The following is a 19,629-nucleotide window of genomic DNA, read 5'->3' on the forward strand; positions in this document are numbered from 1 at the left end:
GGGGCCATTATACTGGTATAACGCCGAATTTTTGGACAAGTCCGTGTCAAATAAAGTAAAAATCACATCTAGCCATTGGGTACTTATTGTCGCTCTATTAGCAGCTGCTTATGCCTGTTTCTTGCTCGTAGAGCCTTATATCAACTCCATCGTCATGGCATTTATCATTTCGCTACTGATGTTTCCAATTCATCAATGGCTTGAAAAAAAATTGCCAAACCACAACAACCTCGCATCATTGCTTTCCTGCGTGATATTAACGTTTATTATCGTCATTCCTTTACTGATTGTTTTTTCAGCGATAGTACAACAGGGTTCGGTTTTCTCACAAAATACCTATAACTGGGTAACTCATGGGGGTATTCAAGCAGTATTTGAACACCCGTTAGTGGTAAAAGGGCTTGCTCTTGCCAATAAATATCTGCCTTTTGATGAGATTAATCCACAAGAAATTGCTCAACGCGTGGCTACACTTGCGACGAGCTTTGGTTCGAATCTTGTGGGTATTAGTGCCAAAATTTTAGGTGATGCGACTAACTTCCTCGTTTCTTTCTTCTTAATGCTGTTTGTCCTGTTCTTCTTATTACGTGATCACGACAAACTGATTTCAGCGATGCGTCATATCTTGCCGTTTTCTCGTAGTCAGGAAGACAAGCTATTAGAAGAAATAGAGAAAGTCTCTAAGTCTGCAGTTATGGGCTCATTCCTAACCGCGATAGCTCAAGGTCTAGCCGGTGGTTTTGGTATGTGGCTTGCGGGCTTCCCAGGGCTTTTCTGGGGTACCATGATGGGCTTCGCTTCATTTATCCCTGTTGTGGGTACCGCTCTTATTTGGATTCCAGCAGCCATTTACCTATTTTTAATCGGTGATACGACATGGGCAATTTTCTTAGCGGTTTGGAGCATTGCGATTGTTGGTTCCATTGATAATTTGCTGCGTCCATTCCTAATGCAGGGCAGCGCGGGAATGAATACCTTGATGATATTCTTCTCTTTACTCGGTGGTTTACAGCTGTTTGGTCTTATTGGCTTAATCTATGGCCCGTTAGTCTTTGCCATTACGATTGTCCTGTTCAATATGTATGAAGAAGAGTTCCAAAACTTCTTAGATCAACAGGATCGCAGTTAAAACTTCAAGCCACGGGCGGAGTATGAGAAAATCCGCCCTCTTTCTATCGTCACCAGAGTCAACTATGTCTGCTTATATCGCACCCAGCCAAATTGCACAGCGACAACTCGCTTACTTCGAAGGTAAGCATGTTCTCGTCGCGGGGGAGTCTGAAGATCTCTTTCCCGTCGAATTAGTAAAACACTGTGAATCTGTCACAGTTTTTACCACCAATTACGGCTATCACCGTCAACTTGAAAAACACTCCCAAATCCAAACCGTATTTGGCGCAGAGTTTGCTCAAGAGACTCAAGCCGATATGCTACTGCTGTATTGGCCTAAAGCGAAAGCTGAAGCCGAGTACTTGCTGGCAATGTTGATGGCAAAATTAGGCAAGAATACAGAAATTGTTGTTATTGGTGAAAACCGCTCTGGTGTCAAAAGCATTGAAAAAATGTTCAATGCTTACGGTCCGATTAAGAAATATGACTCAGCACGCCGCTGTTCATTCTACTGGGGTCAATGCATTGAAGAAGCTCCTGCTTTCAATATCAATGATTGGTTCAAGAGCTATGAAGTCACCTACCGTGATACCTCACTGATCATTAAGAGTTTACCGGGCGTGTTTAGCCACGGTGAGTTTGATATTGGTAGCCGACTATTGCTTGATACTCTGCCAGAACTTAACGGCAAAACTCTCGACTTTGGCTGTGGTGCTGGTGTTATCGGCGCGGTAATGGCATCGCTCAATGAAAATATTGAATTAGAAATGTGTGATATTAGCGCTCTTGCTGTCGCATCGAGTCAAGCAACACTAGCCGCGAATAATCTTACAGGACGAGTTTTTGCATCCGATGTGTACTCTGACACAGCCAATAACTATGAGTTCATTGTTAGTAATCCCCCTTTCCATTCAGGGTTAGATACTAGCTATAGTGCGACTGAAACTTTATTAGCTGAAGCTCCTCAGTATTTAACGAACAATGGACAACTCTTTATTGTTGCCAATAGCTTCCTTAAGTATCCTCCGATTATCGAAGCGAGCTTTGGTCAATGTGATACTTTGAGTAAAACAAGCAAATTTACCATCTATCACGCGACAAAATAGTATGACTAAGCCCAGCATACCGAAAAAGTATGCTGGGCTTTTTTATGGCTACTCTTACCAAAAGTAATCACTCTCCCACCAAAAGTGCGCTGCTATCCACGCTTTACATTCGACTTACTTGTCAAAGTAAAAAAACTCGTTAATTTCGTTATTTTAGAATCGTTTTTCACAATGTCTAATCAACGAATACCCGTCAAATCAAGATATTGGCATTCGTTTAAACATACACGGAAGTTGCCTCTTCACTATGCTCAAGTTCTATCGAAAACAAAAGTTTAAGCGTCTTCAAAACACCCTCATGCTCGCGTTTCTCGTGCTTAGCATTACTCCTTTAACGGTTATCGCCTTATTTTTCTTACATTCGCACAGTCAAGATCTTGAAGAGCAAAGCACATCTCATTTGATCTCAATGCGCGATAGTAAACAACAGCAAGTTGTGGACTACTTACTCGCCAAAGAATCCGAAGTGATGGGGTTTGTTCGTTCTGAGCTCGCTTATGCCAGTGGGGGACGCTTCTATGGTCTTGTGAATGCATTCCAAAGTTTAGGTTTAGACGTTGAACAAGCTAGAAAGTATGCACAGAAACGATATATCAAAGGCAGTGGCAATGAAGTAAAAACTGCAATTTTACCGCAATCGTTAGTGTATACCGGCACCGAACGTTACCGCCTACTCCACACTCGCTACCATAATTCTTACTTGGAATTATTAAAACGATCTGACTTTGACGATATTCTGTTAGTCGATATAGATGGTAATGTCACTTACTCCATCAACAAAGATGATAACTATGGAACTAACTTACTTTCTGGCCGATATAAAGAGAGTAACTTAGGGCAAGCATTCCACCAACTGACCGAACGTGTCGCCGCCGAGCGCAAATCGGATGAAGATTATACTCCTGTCATTATCTCTGATTTCGCGATGGAAAATGGGAAACCCATCGCTTGGCTAGGGGCTCCTATTATCCAACATGGCTATCTACACAGCTATGCCATGTTCCGCTTGCCAAACAATGCCATCACTAAGTTAATTGCCGATACGAACAATGCCTTGTCGATGCAAACTTTGCTCGTCGGGTCTGATCACAAACCGCGAACCCTCGCTTATCCGCAAGAAGATATCGATAAAAGTACTGAAGTCATCGATTTGGCTTTGCAAGGCATTACATCGGTTGGGAGCTACAGCAATACCGTTGGTGAATCAATAATGGCTGCCTACAGTCCTGTTGTGTTAAAAGATCTTCGTTGGGCTTTAGTTGTGGAAGTGCCGGAAGAGCAAGCCTTTGCGCGAGTGCATCAACTTGAAAAACTATTTGTTGCGGCAATGGTAACTGCAATATTGTTGGTGATTATCGCCTCCCATTACTTATCAAACTTCATCACATCACCACTGCTTAAATTAACCTGGTCAGCGGAAAAAGTATCTGCTGGAGATTTTGATGCGGAGATGATCAGTACCGAACGTAAAGATGAAATCGGCCGATTAGCTATCAGCTTCGCTCGTATGCAGCGATCCATTCGTGAAAAAATCTTACTCATCAAAGAACAAAATAAAGAACTCGAAAATAACCTAAAGCTGATTCAAAAGAAAAATGATGAATTGCAGCTCGCCAATAAGCTCAAAGATGAATTTCTTGCCACCACTTCCCACGAACTCCGCACACCGCTTCATGGCATGATCGGTATTGCTGAAGCTCTTATTTCAGGCGCCAATGGCCCTATTACTGCAGAGCATAAATACCAACTCAATATCATCATCAATAGCGGCCAACGTTTAACTACCTTGGTCGATGATTTGCTCGACTACCATAAAATGCGTTATGGCAATTTGGACATTGATACTCGCGCAGTCAATATTTCTAATGCCACACGTTTAGTCCTTGAACTCTCTTCTCATTTACTAGGCAATAAGCCAGTTCGAATCATCAATCAAATACCGAATGAGCCGGTTTGGGCTGTCGCTGACCCACAACGTTTAGAACAAGTGCTCTATAACTTAATTGGCAACGCGATTAAATACACCAGCGAGGGCAAAGTCGTTATTTCTGCCAATATCGCTGATGATCATGTCCGTATTCAAGTTGTCGACACCGGACAAGGAATTCCAGCAGAGCAGCTCGAGCATATCTTTGAACCGCTAATTCAAGCGGGTGGCGACGCGAGTCGTTACCACCAAGGAGCAGGCCTTGGGCTCACCATTAGCCGTCAATTGATCGAACTAATGAATGGATCTCTTTATGTCAGCAGTCAACCTATGGTTGGCACAACGTTTAGTTTCACGTTACCAATCGCAGACCCTGCGTTAGTTGAACAAGCAAACCATACTGAAAGTCCGCATTTTAAAGCGCCAGATCTTAACTCTCTCGAATTAGTTGATAGCTCTGCGCTTCCAGAGAACCCTGATGGACCTTTGTTATTAATTGTTGATGATGAGCCAGTCAATCTTCGCGTATTGGACAGTTTCTTACGTATCGAGGGTTATCGCGTATTAACAGCGAAAGATGGCAACGAAGCACTTCAATTGGTCGAAGATAGCAAACCGGAACTACTACTACTCGATATTATGATGCCAGGTATGAGCGGCTATGATGTGTGTAAAGAGCTACGCCAAAGTTACAACCATGCTGAATTGCCGATAATTATGCTAACTGCGCTAAACCAGACAGATGATCGCCTTCGTGGATTTGATGTAGGAGCAAATGATTATTTATCCAAACCTTTTAATAAGCATGAACTCGCGGCACGTATTTCCACCCACCTCAATGCAAGTCAAGCTGAGCAAAGACGAGTTGAAAATCAGCACTTAAAACAAGAGTTGAAGCAACGAGCTATGATCGAAGCCAATCTATTGGAAACCCAAGGGCGCTTGTTAGAGCAACTCGAATCCGCGCCAGAGGCGATTATATGTATTCGTGATGATAATCGTGTTGGTTTTGCTAACGAAGCCGCTCTGCGCTTGTTCAAGCGTTCTGCTGAGCAGTTAAAACGTTCGAATGCAGAAGAGATCATTGCGCCGAAATACCTATCAGTGGAACAAGATCATTACTGCGGTCACGTCGATATTTACATTGATGATATTCGTCATCACCCCTCGGCGGATATTCTTAAACTGCCGACAGGAAGTGGCCTAAAATCCATGTATATATTCAATGTGGGTGGCGGTATCAATGCAACTCGAATCCATAATCTCGAAACGGCTGTCGAAGCCTTATCGTGTTACGCATTTGATGGTGATAAAGCCAAATTACAGCAACTCAAAGAGCTAGGAGGCGAGTTCACCCGCTTGGCTGACAAAGTTAATAGTGAGAGCCAATCTAAGCAAGATTTAATGCGTGAAATACTCGTTGATGCTATGACTTCCGCCATCAGTTATTGGGAGAGTTCAACGGGTCAAAGTAAGTTCTCGTTTGCTGAACAAAGTGGCTTATGGCGCGTCTATCTCGATAGAAGCACATTACAAACACGCACGTTGGATAAGTATTTGAGAGTTGAAACCTTACCTAAAACGCCTCGTTGGCGCACGGTGCTTAACACGCTCGATTATATTTTAGATAACTGCAATAGCGCGTCTCATGAACGAAAGCATATTGAAGAGCTTCGAGATAAATTACAGCACCTATTAACCAATTAAACGTTATTTATTACAAAGTCAGTAAATACTAGCCTGCTTAATGCAGGCTTTTTATTATCTGGCCTTTTAGAAAGCTCAGAACAGACGTAAATCAAACGTTATGGTTGGATACACAAACACGCTAAAACTAAGTAGTTACACAGCTAACAAGAGTTATTACACGACCAAAAAGAAGCACTATATCAAGGTAGCATTAGGCCAAATCAAACACAAAAAACCATCCAATCAGATAAGAACCCACGTCATTTATAGGTAATTTGACTAAGATTGCGATGTTAATCACAACAAGACGGCAGTTTATATTTAAACCAAAAAATTAACAGTAAAACTACCCTGTGATCAAGATCCCCATAAGAAGCTAACCACTGGCAAGCCAATAAAACAAAGGAGCAAAGTGATAGTAATAACTTACAAAAATGTTTTATTCGATATTAATAGGTGACCGAGATCAACCGATAGAAAATCGATATAAGTGGATAAAAAAAACACGATTTAACGTTATTGACAGACAACCGTATGGTTTTAACGTTTTTAACGAGAAAGGGAATTGCGCAAATCAACGATACCGTGTTTTCTTAACCTGCCTAAGGCCTACAGGCCACTCTAACGTAGTCTCAATTTGGATAGCACTCCGAGCTAAAAAATTTGAGGTTGAGGTAGGCCTTAGTGAGTGTCACCAATTAATAAGGGCATTCCCCATTCATATCCAAACGTGAAATGAAAGCAACGAGTAAGGAACAGCTATGCTTGCCAATATAAAAAAAACAGCACTAGCCACAGCAATTATTGCTACCGCTACAACAGGATTTACATCTGTAGCTACAGCCGCTGAACGCAGTGAGTTGACTGTACACCCGAAAGAATTTACAACATTTGTTCGTAACTTTAACCCATTCTTAGGTGCAACTAACCTGCACACAACCACGGACTTTATTTACGAACCTCTAGTTGTATTTAACGAAATGCACGGCAATACACCGGTATTTCGCCTAGCTGAAAACTTCCAAATGTCAGATGACCTAATGACAGTCACATTTGATATCCGTAAAGGTGTTAAATGGTCTGATGGTGAAGTCTTTGATGCTGAAGATGTACTTTATTCTTTCAACCTAGTGCAAGAAAAACCTGAACTTGACCAAACTGGTATCAACACATGGGTCAACAAGGTCGAAAAAGTTAATGACTACCAAGTTAAGTTCTATCTAACGGAAGCGAACTCAAACGTTCCTTACGAAATTGCAAGAGTACCCGTTGTTCCGCAACATATCTGGAGCAAAATAGAAGACCCATCTACGTTCACTAACGAAAACCCTGTGGGTAGCGGCCCATTTACAGAAATTGATACGTTCACAGCGCAACTTTATATTCAGTGTGCAAACCCGAATTACTGGGATGCTGATAACCTCGATGTAGACTGTCTTCGTGTGCCACAAATTGCTAACAATGACCAATTCCTAAGTAAAGTCGTTAACAGTGAAATGGACTGGACATCATCATTCATTCCTGACATTGACCGTACTTATGCCGCTGCGAATCCAAACCACCAATACTGGTACCCGCCAGCAGGTACTCAGGCTTTCTTAGTCAACTTTAAACACCCTGACGCTGCGAAAAACGAAGCATTAACTAACCTTGAGTTCCGCCGAGCATTCTCCATGGCACTTGACCGTCAAACCATTATCGATATTGCTTTTTATGGTGGCGGTACTGTTAACGATTTTGCGTCTGGTATGGGCTACGCATTTGAAGCTTGGTCAAATGAAGAGACTCATAACAAATACAAGGGGTTCAACTCTTACAATGTTGAGGGTGCAAAAGATCTTCTTGCGAAAGCAGGCTTTAAAGATGTCAATAAAGATGGTTTCGTTGATACCCCATCAGGTAAATCTTTCGAGCTGTTGATTCAATCTCCAAATGGTTGGACTGATTTCAACAACACTGTACAACTTGCAGTAGAACAACTAGCAGAAGTTGGCATTAAAGCAAAAGCGCGTACACCAGATTTCTCTGTGTACAACCAAGCCATGCTTGAAGCGACTTATGACGTAGCTTATACCAACTACTTCCACGGTGCCGATCCACACCTATATTGGAATAGTGCATACAACTCAGATCTACAGTCTGGCGATGGTATGCCTCGTTTCGCGATGCACTACTACAAAAATGAGAAGCTAGATGGTCTATTGAACAGCTTCTACAAAACGGCAGATAAAGGTGAACAGCTAGAGATTGCTCACGGCATCCAGCAAATCATTGCTGAAGATCAAGTAACGATTCCAGTTCTGTCCGGTGCATACATGTTCCAATACAACACAACTCGCTTTACTGGTTGGTGGAACGAAGAAAATCCAAAAGGTCGTCCAAATATTTGGGCTGGTATCCCAGAGCGTCTATTACATGTACTGGACCTAAAGCCAGTTAAGTAACTAGACAGTTCTAACCATGCGGCGTGCATTCCGTACGCCGCTTAATCCTCTTTTTTTGTTAGCTAAAAATATGGCGCTCGTCGTCAGGGGATTATTCGCTCTCTATTTGTAGTTTCGCTTAGAGCGACCTGAATCCAGGAACAGGGAAAATCTGGGTGAGTAAGGGTAAGTTATGGGTTATTTTTTTAGACGTTTGTCATTTTATATGGTCGCTTTATTAGTTGCGGCCACTTTGAATTTTATTATTCCACGAGCAATGCCTGGTGACCCAGTTACCATGATGTTTGCAAACGCTTCTGTGCAGGTAACTCCTGAACGTATCGAAGCAATGAAACAACTACTTGGCTTCGTAGATGGTCCAATTTGGATGCAGTACTTTGCCTACATGAAAAATATCCTTAGCTGGGAGCTTGGGACTTCTATCCAATTTTATCCATTATCAGTAAATACACTGCTAGCGGGTGCATTTGGCTGGTCACTATTTCTTGCTGGATCTGCGGTTGTTTTGGCTTTTTCTCTAGGTTCTATTCTCGGTATTTACGCGGCGTGGAAACGAGGCAGTCGTTACGATGCATTCATCACACCGGGCATGTTGGTGATTCAGGCTGTACCTCAAGTTGTTATTGCGATGCTTGCGCTATTCACCTTTGCGGTTGGTTTAGGTTGGTTCCCGACAGGGTATGCTTATACCGCAGGTACATTACCGGATTGGACCAGTTGGGAGTTTTACAAGAATGTCGCCTATCACGCTTTTCTTCCTCTTCTGTGTGCGACTATCGTTCAAATCGGTGGCTTCCTTGTCAACATGCGGAACAACATGATCAACCTGCTCGCTGAAGATTACATCACCATGGCGAAAGGCAAGGGGTTAAGCGAAAGACGCATCGTCTTCAATTACGCAGCTCGTAACGCGATGTTACCGAGTGTCACCGCACTTTCGATGGCACTGGGTATGGCGATTGGTGGCCAGTTAATCATCGAGATCATTTTTAACTATCCCGGTTTAGGTTCAGTTCTCTTTAACGCAATCAAAGCGCGAGATTACCAAGTTCTTCAAGGCCAACTACTTATCATGACGCTATTTATGCTGGCGTTTAACCTTGTAGCAGACATGCTTTACGTCGTGCTCGATCCTCGTCTACGCAAGGGAGGAAAATAATCATGAAAAGCCTATTCAAATTGATCGTTGGCAACCCAATGGCCTTGGCTGGAAGCCTGATTCTTTGCTCATTTATATTTATCGCCGTGTTCGCTCCTTTTATATCGAAACACGCACCTGATAAACGAACGGGTAATCCTCATGAATACCCATCATTCGTGGTTAAAGCGGCACAAAACAACCCAGATGGTTGGATTGCTGAAAATTTAGCTGATGATCGCCGAACCTTACTTATGTCGAAAAAAGCTGACCATGTCATGGGAACATCACGCATGGGCCGCGACATCTGGTCACAGTTCGTTCATGGCGCTCGCGTTTCTCTTGCTGTCGGTTTTGGTGCGGGTATTACGGTTTGTTTTCTTGCCACTGTCATCGGGATTTCAGCGGGTTACTTTGGTGGCCGAGTTGATGATGTCCTCACGGCTGCAATGAACATTATGTTGGTGCTTCCCCAGCTTCCCTTGCTGTTTGTACTTGCCGCATTCATTGGCGAGGCTGGACCGCTAACCATTGCGCTAATCATCGCATCGACCTCCTGGGCATGGGGCGCACGTGTTGTTCGATCTCAAACCATGGCACTGCGTGAAAAAGAATTTGTCAAAGCAGCCGAAGTTCTTGGTGAGTCATCTTGGCGCATTATTTTTGTCGAAATTCTACCAAACCTAATTCCTATCGTAGGCGCAAGTTTTATTGGTTCGGTCATGCTCGCCATAATGATGGAGGCCACTATCTCGTTTTTAGGTCTTGGTGATCCTAATACAGTTAGTTGGGGCATCATGCTTTACAACGTACAAACCTCGTCATCGATGATTATTGGTGCTTGGTGGGAACTGATTGCACCTTGTATGGCATTGATTTTACTCATGACTGGTCTTGCATTACTTAACTTTGCCGTTGATGAAATTGCTAACCCTCAACTTCGTTCTCATAAAGGAATGAAGCGCTGGAAGAAACTCGCTAAACAAGAAAAATCTGAGCGTGAGCCAACACTTGAGCCACAAAATGCACTTTGGAGCGGAGATAAATAATCATGACAGCACCACTCATTTCGATCCGAAATCTTTGTGTTGATTACATTACTAATGCTGGTGATGTGCGCGCTTGTAATAACGTCAGTTTTGATTTGGCGCCTGGTGAGGTTTTTGGCCTTGCTGGTGAGTCCGGTTGTGGCAAATCGACCGTCGCCTTCTCATTAATGCGTTTACATAAGCCGCCTGCATTTATCACTGGGGGTGAAGTTATCTTTAATGGCGAGGACATTTTAAAGTATAGCGATGACCGCATGCAGTCTTTCCGCTGGAGTGAAATGTCGATGGTATTTCAAAGTGCCATGAATGCATTGAACCCCGTACTAACCATGGAAGAGCAGTTCTGCGATGTCATCATGCGCCACACCAATATGACACGTGAACAAGCTATCAGACGTGCTGAAGGCTTGTTAGAAATCGTTGATATTCACCCAAGTCGCTTGACTGATTATCCGCATCAATTTTCTGGTGGTATGCGTCAGCGTCTTGTCATTGCTATCGCATTAGCTCTTAACCCTAAGATGATCATCATGGATGAGCCGACAACCGCACTCGATGTTGTGGTTCAACGTGAAATTTTGCAAAAGATTTATGCGCTAAAAGAAGAGTTCGGTTTCTCTATTTTGTTCATCACTCACGATCTCTCTCTGATGGTCGAATTTTCAGATCGCATTGGCATTATGTACTCAGGTGAATTGATTGAAGTCGCGCCATCAAAAGAAATATTGCAATCTCCTTACCACCCATACACCAAAGGGTTGAGTAGTTCATTTCCACCATTAACAGGACCAAAAACTAAATTAAGGGGTATTCCAGGAAACCCTCTTAACCTGCTGGAAATCCCTCAAGGATGTCGCTTCCAAGCTCGTTGTGATCGCGTACATGAGACCTGTACAAAAATACCAACACAGCTACGACAAATTGAGCCCAATCGTTTATCTAACTGCCACCTCTACGGTGAACCCATTGCCCAGACGTCGATCTAGAGCAACTAAATAATAACAACCGATACGAAGTCTGGAGGTAAGCATGAGTAGTGAATTTGGCCAATTATTGGTAGAGGGAAAAAATCTAATTAAAGATTTCCCGATTAGTAGCAATGCCCTAAAACAACCAATGATGCGCGCTATTAATGACGTCTCATTTAAAATGTATAAGAGTCGCGGTCTTGCGGTGGTTGGCGAATCTGGTTCTGGTAAATCAACCACAGCAAAAATGATTGCAAAAATGTATGCACCAACCTCGGGAGAGATTGAGTACAAAGGTCGTGATATTCAAACGATTAAGTCTAAAAGCGACCTTATGCGCTATCGAGAAGGTGTACAAATGGTATGGCAAGATCCATTTGGATCTCTAAACCCTACCCACAATATTTTTCATCATATTGCTCGCCCACTCTTAATCCACAAGAAAGTGACATCGGGTAATAAAAAAGAGCTGGAAGAACGCGTATATAGCTTATTAGAGCAAGTGGGATTAATCCCACCCAAAGAGACGGCAGAAAAATACCCACACCAACTTTCTGGAGGTCAGCGTCAGCGAGTCAATTTGGCGAGAAACATTGCTGTAGGTGCAGAAGTGGTTCTGGCTGATGAGCCAACATCGATGTTAGATGTCTCTATCCGAGCAGGCGTATTAAACCTGATGGAAGAGATGAAATTTGAAAAACAAATGTCACTTCTCTACATCACTCACGATATTGCAACGGCACGCTATATCGCAGAGGACCTAGCTGTTATGTATGTGGGGCATATGGTTGAATGGGGTGATACGGAAGAAATCATTCACGCTCCTCAACATCCATACACCCAGTTATTGGTATCCGCTGTACCCGATCCAAGTAAGTCGATTCATGAAAAACTGAAAGGCAATAAGGGCGATATTCCCTTATGGACACCTGCGTCTGTTGGTTGTCCATTCGCAGGACGTTGCCATCACGTCACAGATAAATGCAAACAACGTTTACCTGACGTAACTCAGCTTTCTGAAAACCACTTTGTACGCTGTTACCTATACGAAAACTAAAATAAGAAAGCCAAGAAAACAGGCTTGGCTCTCTCATTAACTCATAAATAACAACGTCGTTCGGAGAATTTAATGCTGCTACTTACTAACCATATTGGTTATGAAACCCTTGGTCCTAAACAAGCTATTTTGATGACGAAAAAGCCACGTCTATCGTCGTCAACAGTCTTGTTGGTCTGTGCAGATGGTCATCAAACAGTGGAGACTATCGAAATAGAGAAAGGGACAAAAGTCGCTAATTGGCACCAAGGGAGCTTTTTCCGCATTGAATTTTCACAATTTCAGAAAGCTGGAAACTATTACCTTCGATTCGATAATTTACGTTCAGAACCTTTTCAAATCGGCTCAGGGTTACTGCTAAAAGAAACCTTTTCCGATCTGCTGCACTATTTTAAGTCTCAACGTTGTGGCGGCATGTTTGATAAGCAAGATCGACAAGCGCCAATTCTCGGCACTCATCAAACCGCTGATGTCCATGGCGGTTGGTACGATGCATCCGGTGATGTCAGCAAATACCTCAGTCACTTATCTTATGCCAATTACTTCAATCCACAACAAACCCCAATGGTGGTTTGGAACATGCTGAAAAGCTTAGAACTGATTGGTAACAATGAGAAATTTGCTCAGTACTCAGCTGTTCGTCTCACTGAAGAAGCCCTATTTGGTACTGATTTCTTAATGCGTATGCAAAGCCCTGATGGATTTTTCTATATGACGGTGTTTGATAAATGGTCGAAAGATATCAAGCAACGTGAGATTTGTGCTTATGCCACTCAACAAGGAAACAAATCTGAAGATTACCACGCAGGTTTTAGGCAAGGCGGTGGGGTGAGTATAGCCGCGCTTGCCAAAGCTGCGAGACTAACACAAGACGGGGAATACTCCTCTTCTGACTACTTACAAGCAGCAGAGAAAGGCTACTGGCACCTTAAGGAAATGAATACTCAATACATCAATGATAGTGAAGAGAACATCATTGACGAATATTGCGCACTACTCGCGACGGTTGAACTATTTCGAGCTACGAAAAACAGCGACTATTTAGAAGAAAGCCGCCGATGGGCCAAACGTCTTTGTAAACGTCAAGTTTCAGATACTGAACAAATGCACTTTTGGTCAGCAAATAGTGATGGTTCACGGCCCTATTTCCACGCCGCTGAAGCGGGGCTACCCGTCATCGCGTTATGCGAATATCTCACTATTGAACAAGATAGTTCAGCAATTGACTCTGTCGTTCAAGTAGTTGAACAGGCGGTTGATTTTGAGCTATCAGTGACCAAACAAGTTGCCAACCCGTTTGGCTATCCACGCCAATACGTCAAACCAGTGAACGGTGATAAGCACAGCTCTTTTTTCATCGCTCACGATAATGAAACTGGCTACTGGTGGCAGGGAGAAAATGCTCGTCTTGGTTCGTTGGCTACCATGGCGTATGCCGCACACAACATCATCAACGACAGCGATAAACAACAACAGCTGCTTAACTACGCACAAAATGCCCTCAACTGGGTCGTCGGTCAAAATCCATACAACATGTGCATGTTAGATGGCCACGGTCAAAACAACCCAAACTATCTACCTCATTTAGGCTTTTTTAATGCCAAAGGTGGCGTTTGTAATGGGATCACAAGCGGGTTTGAAGACGAACAAGACATTGCTTTCAATCCACCAAAACAGAAAGACGATATGTTGCAAAACTGGCGTTGGGGTGAGCAATGGATACCTCACGGTGCTTGGTATTTGCTCGCTATCGTTAGTCAGTTTCATCACTTTGATCGCCACAACTTTGCCATTAACAACTTTGACAGCATAGAGGATTAATACCATGGCCATATACCACGTAGGGATCGACGGCGGTGGCACATCGTGTCGCGCACGTATTCGAGATGCTGAACAAAATTTAATTGGCGAGGGTAAAAGTGGTAGTGCCAACATTATGTTAGGTGCTGCAGCCGCGATGAGTTCTATTATCGAAGCCATCGACCAAGCAGCTCAACAAGGTGGCCTTAGCGAGATAGATAGAGCTCATATGCATGTCGGGCTCGCCTTAGCTGGTGCTGAGCACAAAGGGGCTTGGCTGGAGTTCATGGCACTAAGTCATCCTTTTGCTTCAGTTACACTCAATACCGATGCTTATGGTGCCTGTATCGGAGCCCACAACGGTGACGATGGTGCCATTATGATCGGCGGAACAGGATCATGTGGTATTTACCTTAAAGGCGGTGAGCAGCATGTTGTCGGTGGACGTGAATTTCCAATATCTGATCAAGGTGGTGGCGCAGTTATGGGGCTCCGCCTTATCCAACAAGTGCTTTTGGCCTACGATGGGATTATCGATAAAACACCACTTGTTGAACATGTACTCAATCACTTCGATCACGATGTCGATGCGATTGTCGCATGGTCAAAGGGCGCGATACCCAAAGATTACGGTCAATTTTCCCCAGCTATTTTTGAGTATGCCTATCAAGGTGATCTTCTTGCGATCTCTCTGCTCAAACAAACGGCTGCGGACATCGAGATGTTCCTCATTGCATTGAATCGACGTGGAGCATCACGTATCTGCCTCATGGGTAGTATTGCCGAGCGAATCAAAGCTTGGCTTTCTCCTCCTGTACAACAATGGATAGTTGATGCTCAGTTTGATGCAATTGAGGGAGCATTAATGTTTGCTGGTAAACCTGAGCATAATCTCTACTAAGGGTAAATCTATGAGCTATCGTGTCGATTTAGCGGTGCTTTCTGAGCAGAAGCCATTCTGCCGATTTGGTCTAACATTGCACAACCTTTCTGATCAAGATCTTACTGATTGGAAACTGCAGTTTATTCTTGATCGCTATATTCTTCCCGATAGCGTTACTCACGCAGAATGCCAACAAATCGGTAGCTTCTGCTCTATTACACCTGATACCAACAAGATCGCTGCCAATCAATACTTTTACTGTGAATTTACACTTCGCACTGCTCCACTTCGTTTCTACAGCGATGGTTTGAAAGAGGCGTTAATTGTCGATATTCATGGCCAGGTAAAACATACCGTTCATGTGACTCCTATTGTGCTTGCGTCACCATTTAAACAACGTACCTCTCTACCTGACGTTGTTGAAAGCTCAATATCACTCATCCCAAAGCCTAACAGCATGGTATTGGATGATGGGTATTTTCATCTTACATCCACCAGCCAGATAACATTACAGACCTCATTAGCAGACAAAGCCGCCGCATGGTTAGAGTCAGAATTAACTTCGCTGTTTAGTTTTTCATTAAACCCTATCGGACATAGCGACATTGTATTTCGCAGTAACCCGACTTTAGATGAAAGTGAATACAAACTGAAAGTTAAAGCTTCAGGAGTCACCATTGAAGCTGGATCAACTTCTGGTTTCGTTCACGCTTGTGCAACGCTACTACAGTTACTTAAACCCGTAGAAAATAGCCTTAGCCTATCCGTCCCCTTAATAACGGTAAACGATAGTCCGCGTTTTAAATACCGTGGAATGATGCTCGATTGTGCTCGCCATTTTCACTCTGTTGAACAGGTGAAATACATTATCAATCACCTAGCTCGATACAAATTTAATACTTTTCATTGGCATCTTACCGATGACGAAGGATGGCGGGTTGAAATAAAAGCTTTTCCAGAATTGACTCGAACCGGCGCATTTCGTGGACCAAATCAGATTCTAGAACCTCAGTTTAGCCATCTTGGTCAAGACTATGGTGGATTCTACAGCCAAGATGAGATTCGAGACGTCATCGCGTACGCACAAGATAGAGGCATTACCATTATTCCGGAAATCGATATTCCTGGGCATTGTCGTGCGGCAATTAAGTCTCTACCTCATCTATTATTTGATGAAAATGACCATTCTATATACCGCAGTATTCAACATTACTCCGATAACGTTCTATCACCGGCACTCGAGGGAACTTATACCTTTCTCGATACTGTTTTAAGCGAAATTTCGCAGCTATTCCCAGCAAAATTGGTGCATATCGGTGCAGATGAAGTTCCCGATGGTGTATGGAGTGACAGTCCAAAATGTCAGGCTCTGATGCTGGAAATGGGATATCAAGATAGTAAAGAGTTGCAAGGACATCTACTTCGCTACGCAGAAAAAAAACTCCATTCATTAGGCAAGCGTATGGTCGGCTGGGAAGAGGCACAACACGGCAATAAAGTGAGCAAGGATACGGTTATCTACTCATGGCTGAGTGAAGATGCTGCTTTGACGTGTGCCAAACAAGGTTTTGATGTGATTTTACAACCAGCCCAATCAACGTACCTCGATATGACACAAGACAACTCCCCATTTGAACCGGGCGTGAATTGGGCCAGTGTTATTTCGCTGGAAAAAGCCTATCGCTACGAACCTCTTGAAATGGTTGCTGATTCTGATCCTATTCGTAAACGTATATTGGGTATTCAATGTGCTTTGTGGTGTGAAATTATCATTCATCAATCACGTATAGATTATATGGTTTTTCCAAGGCTTTCTGCCATTGCTGAAGTTGGCTGGACGCAGAAATCTCATCGACATTGGGAAGACTACCTCTCACGGTTAAAGGGGCATTTAACGTTGCTGGATAAACAGGACGTCAAATACCGACAACCATGGGATAACGACAATTGTGAAAAATAACGACCTAACAGCTAACCACTGTTAGTTGCATTCTCTCGCTGACATTTTCAACCACCTCAATGTGGCTTGGTAAAAAGGAAATTAACATGAAATACGGCTATTTCGATAACGACAATCGCGAATATGTCATTACACGTCCAGACGTGCCTGCGCCATGGACAAACTATTTGGGCACAGAGAAATTCTGCACGGTTATCTCACATAACGCGGGTGGTTACTCTTTCTATAACTCTCCTGAGTACAATCGCGTCACCAAGTTCCGCCCAAATGCCACCTTTGATCGACCTGGACATTATGTTTACTTGCGTGACGATGAAACGGGAGATTACTGGTCAATCTCATGGCAACCCGTGGCGAAGAGCCTAGATGAAGCTAGCTACGAAGTGCGTCATGGTCTCTCTTATTCGAAGTTCAAATGTGATTACAATGGTATTGAAGCAACTAAAACTCTGTTTGTACCGAAAGGTGAAGATGCTGAAGTTTGGGATGTTGTGATCAAAAATACCTCTGATAAGCCACGTACTATCAGTGCATTCTCATATGTAGAATTCTCTTTCAGCCATATCCAATCAGATAACCAAAACCATCAAATGTCTTTGTACTCTGCAGGGACGTCTTACAATGATGGCGTAATCGAATATGATCTTTACTACAACACTAACGATTTCGAAGGTTTCTACTACCTAGCATCAACGTTTGACCCAGATTCATATGACGGTCAACGTGATAGCTTCTTAGGCGCATACCGCGACGAAGCAAATCCACTCGCCGTTGAGCAAGGTAAGTGTTTTAACACAGCGCAGACATGCTACAACCACTGTGGCTCTTTACATAAACAATTTGTTATCCAACCAGGCCAAGAAGTTCACTTTGTTTACATCCTTGGTATCGGTAAAGGCAACGGTGAGCGTTTACGAGCGAAATACCAAAATCTTGCAGAAGTAGACAGCGCATTTGCTGGCATCAAAGCACACTGGGATGAGCGCTGTGCAAAATTCCAAGTGAAATCGCCTAATGAAGGTCTAGATACCATGATCAACGCTTGGACTCTTTACCAAGCAGAAACCTGTGTGGTTTGGTCTCGCTTTGCTTCATTTATCGAAGTGGGCGGTCGTACTGGCTTGGGCTACCGTGATACTGCGCAAGATGCTATTTCTGTACCTCACGCAAACCCAGCGATGACTCGTAAACGCATAGTTGATCTGCTTCGCGGTCAGGTGAAAGCGGGATACGGTCTACACCTATTCGATCCAGACTGGTTCGATCCAGAAAAAGCCGATGTTAAGCCATCTAAATCGCCAACGGTTGTCCCAACTCCGTCCGATGAAGATAAGATCCATGGCATTGACGATACTTGTTCTGACGATCACTTATGGCTTGTTCCAACTATCTGTAAATATGTGATGGAAACCGGCGAGCACGACTTCTTCAACGAAGAGATCCCTTACGCAGATGGCGGCGTTGCAACGGTATACGACCACATGAAAGCAGCCCTAGACTTCTCTGCAGAATACGTTGGTCAAACCGGTATATGTAAAGGCCTACGCGCTGACTGGAACGACTGTCTAAACCTAGGTGGTGGCGAGTCTTCAATGGTCTCTTTCCTGCATTTTTGGGCACTACAAGAGTTTATCGATCTAGCAAAATTCTTAGGTAAAGACGAAGACGTTAAAAAATACACCATCATGGCTGCAAACGTTCGCGAAGCGTGTGAAACACATCTTTGGGATGACGAGGGGGGTTGGTACATTCGTGGTCTAACCAAACATGGTGACAAGATCGGTACAGCGCAACAATCACAAGGCCGTGTACACCTTGAGTCAAACACCCTAGCAGTACTCTCTGGCGCTGTATCTCAAGAGCGTGGCAAAAAAGCGATGGATGCCGTCGATGAAAACCTATTCTCAGAATACGGTCTACACCTAAACTCGCCATCGTTTTCAACACCAAATGATGACATCGGTTTCGTCACTCGCGTTTACCAAGGCGTGAAAGAAAATGGTGCGATCTTCTCACATCCAAATCCATGGGCATGGGTGGCAGAAGCAAAACTGGGCCGTGGCGACCGTGCAATGAAGTTCTACGATGCACTCAACCCATACAACCAAAACGACATGATTGAAAAACGTTATGCAGAGCCCTACTCATACGTTCAGTTCATCATGGGCCGAGATCACCAAGACCACGGTCGTGCCAACCACCCATGGTTGACTGGTACATCTGGCTGGGCATATTTCGCCGTAACTAACTTTATTCTTGGCGTGCGTACCGGCTTCGATGGTCTAACTATCGATCCATGTATCCCTACAAACTGGCCTGGGTTTGAAGTGACTCGCCAATGGTTAGGTGCGACTTATAACATCAAAGTAGTTAACCCCGATTCGGTCAGCAAAGGCGTTAAGTCGATTACCGTAAACGGTGAAGCAGTAAATGGTGTATCTGTGCCAATCCAACCTGCTGATTCTGTAAACGAAGTTATCGTAACTCTCGGTTAAATC

The 19,629-nt window shown here is 43.6% G+C and carries 12 protein-coding genes; all 12 read left to right on the plus strand.

Annotation, left to right across the window (positions count from 1 at the left end; all coding sequences use genetic code 11):
- The first annotated feature begins 43 nt into the window (after positions 1–43).
- The 12 genes from DZ860_RS04885 (at position 44) to DZ860_RS04945 (ending at position 19,626) form a co-directional block, all read left to right on the plus strand.
- Positions 44–1,129: an AI-2E family transporter gene (locus tag DZ860_RS04885; RefSeq protein ID WP_120029799.1), complete on the plus strand. Its 1,086-nt coding sequence runs from the start codon at positions 44–46 to the stop codon at positions 1,127–1,129.
- Positions 1,130–1,193: 64 nt separating this feature from the next.
- Positions 1,194–2,216 carry a 16S rRNA (guanine(1207)-N(2))-methyltransferase RsmC gene (rsmC, locus tag DZ860_RS04890; RefSeq protein WP_120029800.1) on the plus strand — a complete coding sequence of 341 codons (1,023 nt, stop codon included), beginning with the start codon at positions 1,194–1,196 and terminating at the stop codon, positions 2,214–2,216.
- A gap of 247 nt (positions 2,217–2,463) precedes the next feature.
- Positions 2,464–5,850 (plus strand): response regulator, encoded by a 3,387-nt coding sequence (locus DZ860_RS04895; RefSeq protein ID WP_120029801.1) that lies wholly within the window; start codon positions 2,464–2,466, stop codon positions 5,848–5,850.
- A gap of 743 nt (positions 5,851–6,593) precedes the next feature.
- On the plus strand, positions 6,594–8,276 hold the full coding sequence (locus DZ860_RS04905) for an ABC transporter substrate-binding protein (RefSeq protein WP_120029803.1): 1,683 nt from the start codon (positions 6,594–6,596) through the stop codon (positions 8,274–8,276).
- A 172-nt stretch (positions 8,277–8,448) separates the two neighbouring features.
- Positions 8,449–9,435, plus strand: a complete 987-nt coding sequence (locus DZ860_RS04910; RefSeq protein WP_120029804.1) for an ABC transporter permease — start codon at positions 8,449–8,451, stop codon at positions 9,433–9,435.
- Positions 9,436–9,437: 2 nt separating this feature from the next.
- Complete coding sequence (locus tag DZ860_RS04915) at positions 9,438–10,463, plus strand: ABC transporter permease (protein WP_120029805.1); 1,026 nt, start codon at positions 9,438–9,440, stop codon at positions 10,461–10,463.
- 2 nt (positions 10,464–10,465) lie between these two features.
- Positions 10,466–11,449, plus strand: a complete 984-nt coding sequence (locus DZ860_RS04920) for an ABC transporter ATP-binding protein (RefSeq protein WP_120029806.1) — start codon at positions 10,466–10,468, stop codon at positions 11,447–11,449.
- Positions 11,450–11,492: 43 nt separating this feature from the next.
- On the plus strand, positions 11,493–12,488 hold the full coding sequence (locus DZ860_RS04925; protein ID WP_120029807.1) for an ABC transporter ATP-binding protein: 996 nt from the start codon (positions 11,493–11,495) through the stop codon (positions 12,486–12,488).
- Positions 12,489–12,560: 72 nt separating this feature from the next.
- Entirely contained in the window at positions 12,561–14,309 is a 1,749-nt protein-coding gene (locus tag DZ860_RS04930) for a glycoside hydrolase family 9 protein (RefSeq protein ID WP_120029808.1), read from the plus strand.
- Between the two features lie 4 nt (positions 14,310–14,313).
- Positions 14,314–15,189, plus strand: a complete 876-nt coding sequence (locus DZ860_RS04935; protein ID WP_120029809.1) for a glucosamine kinase nucleotide-binding domain-containing protein — start codon at positions 14,314–14,316, stop codon at positions 15,187–15,189.
- Between the two features lie 10 nt (positions 15,190–15,199).
- A complete protein-coding gene (locus DZ860_RS04940) occupies positions 15,200–17,131 on the plus strand; it encodes a beta-N-acetylhexosaminidase (protein WP_120029810.1) in 1,932 nt (643 codons plus the stop codon).
- A gap of 86 nt (positions 17,132–17,217) precedes the next feature.
- Positions 17,218–19,626, plus strand: a complete 2,409-nt coding sequence (locus DZ860_RS04945) for a glycoside hydrolase family 94 protein (protein ID WP_120029811.1) — start codon at positions 17,218–17,220, stop codon at positions 19,624–19,626.
- The last annotated feature ends 3 nt before the right edge of the window (positions 19,627–19,629 follow it).

Source organism: Vibrio sinensis, assembly GCF_003605645.1.
Taxonomy (GTDB): domain Bacteria; phylum Pseudomonadota; class Gammaproteobacteria; order Enterobacterales; family Vibrionaceae; genus Vibrio; species Vibrio sinensis.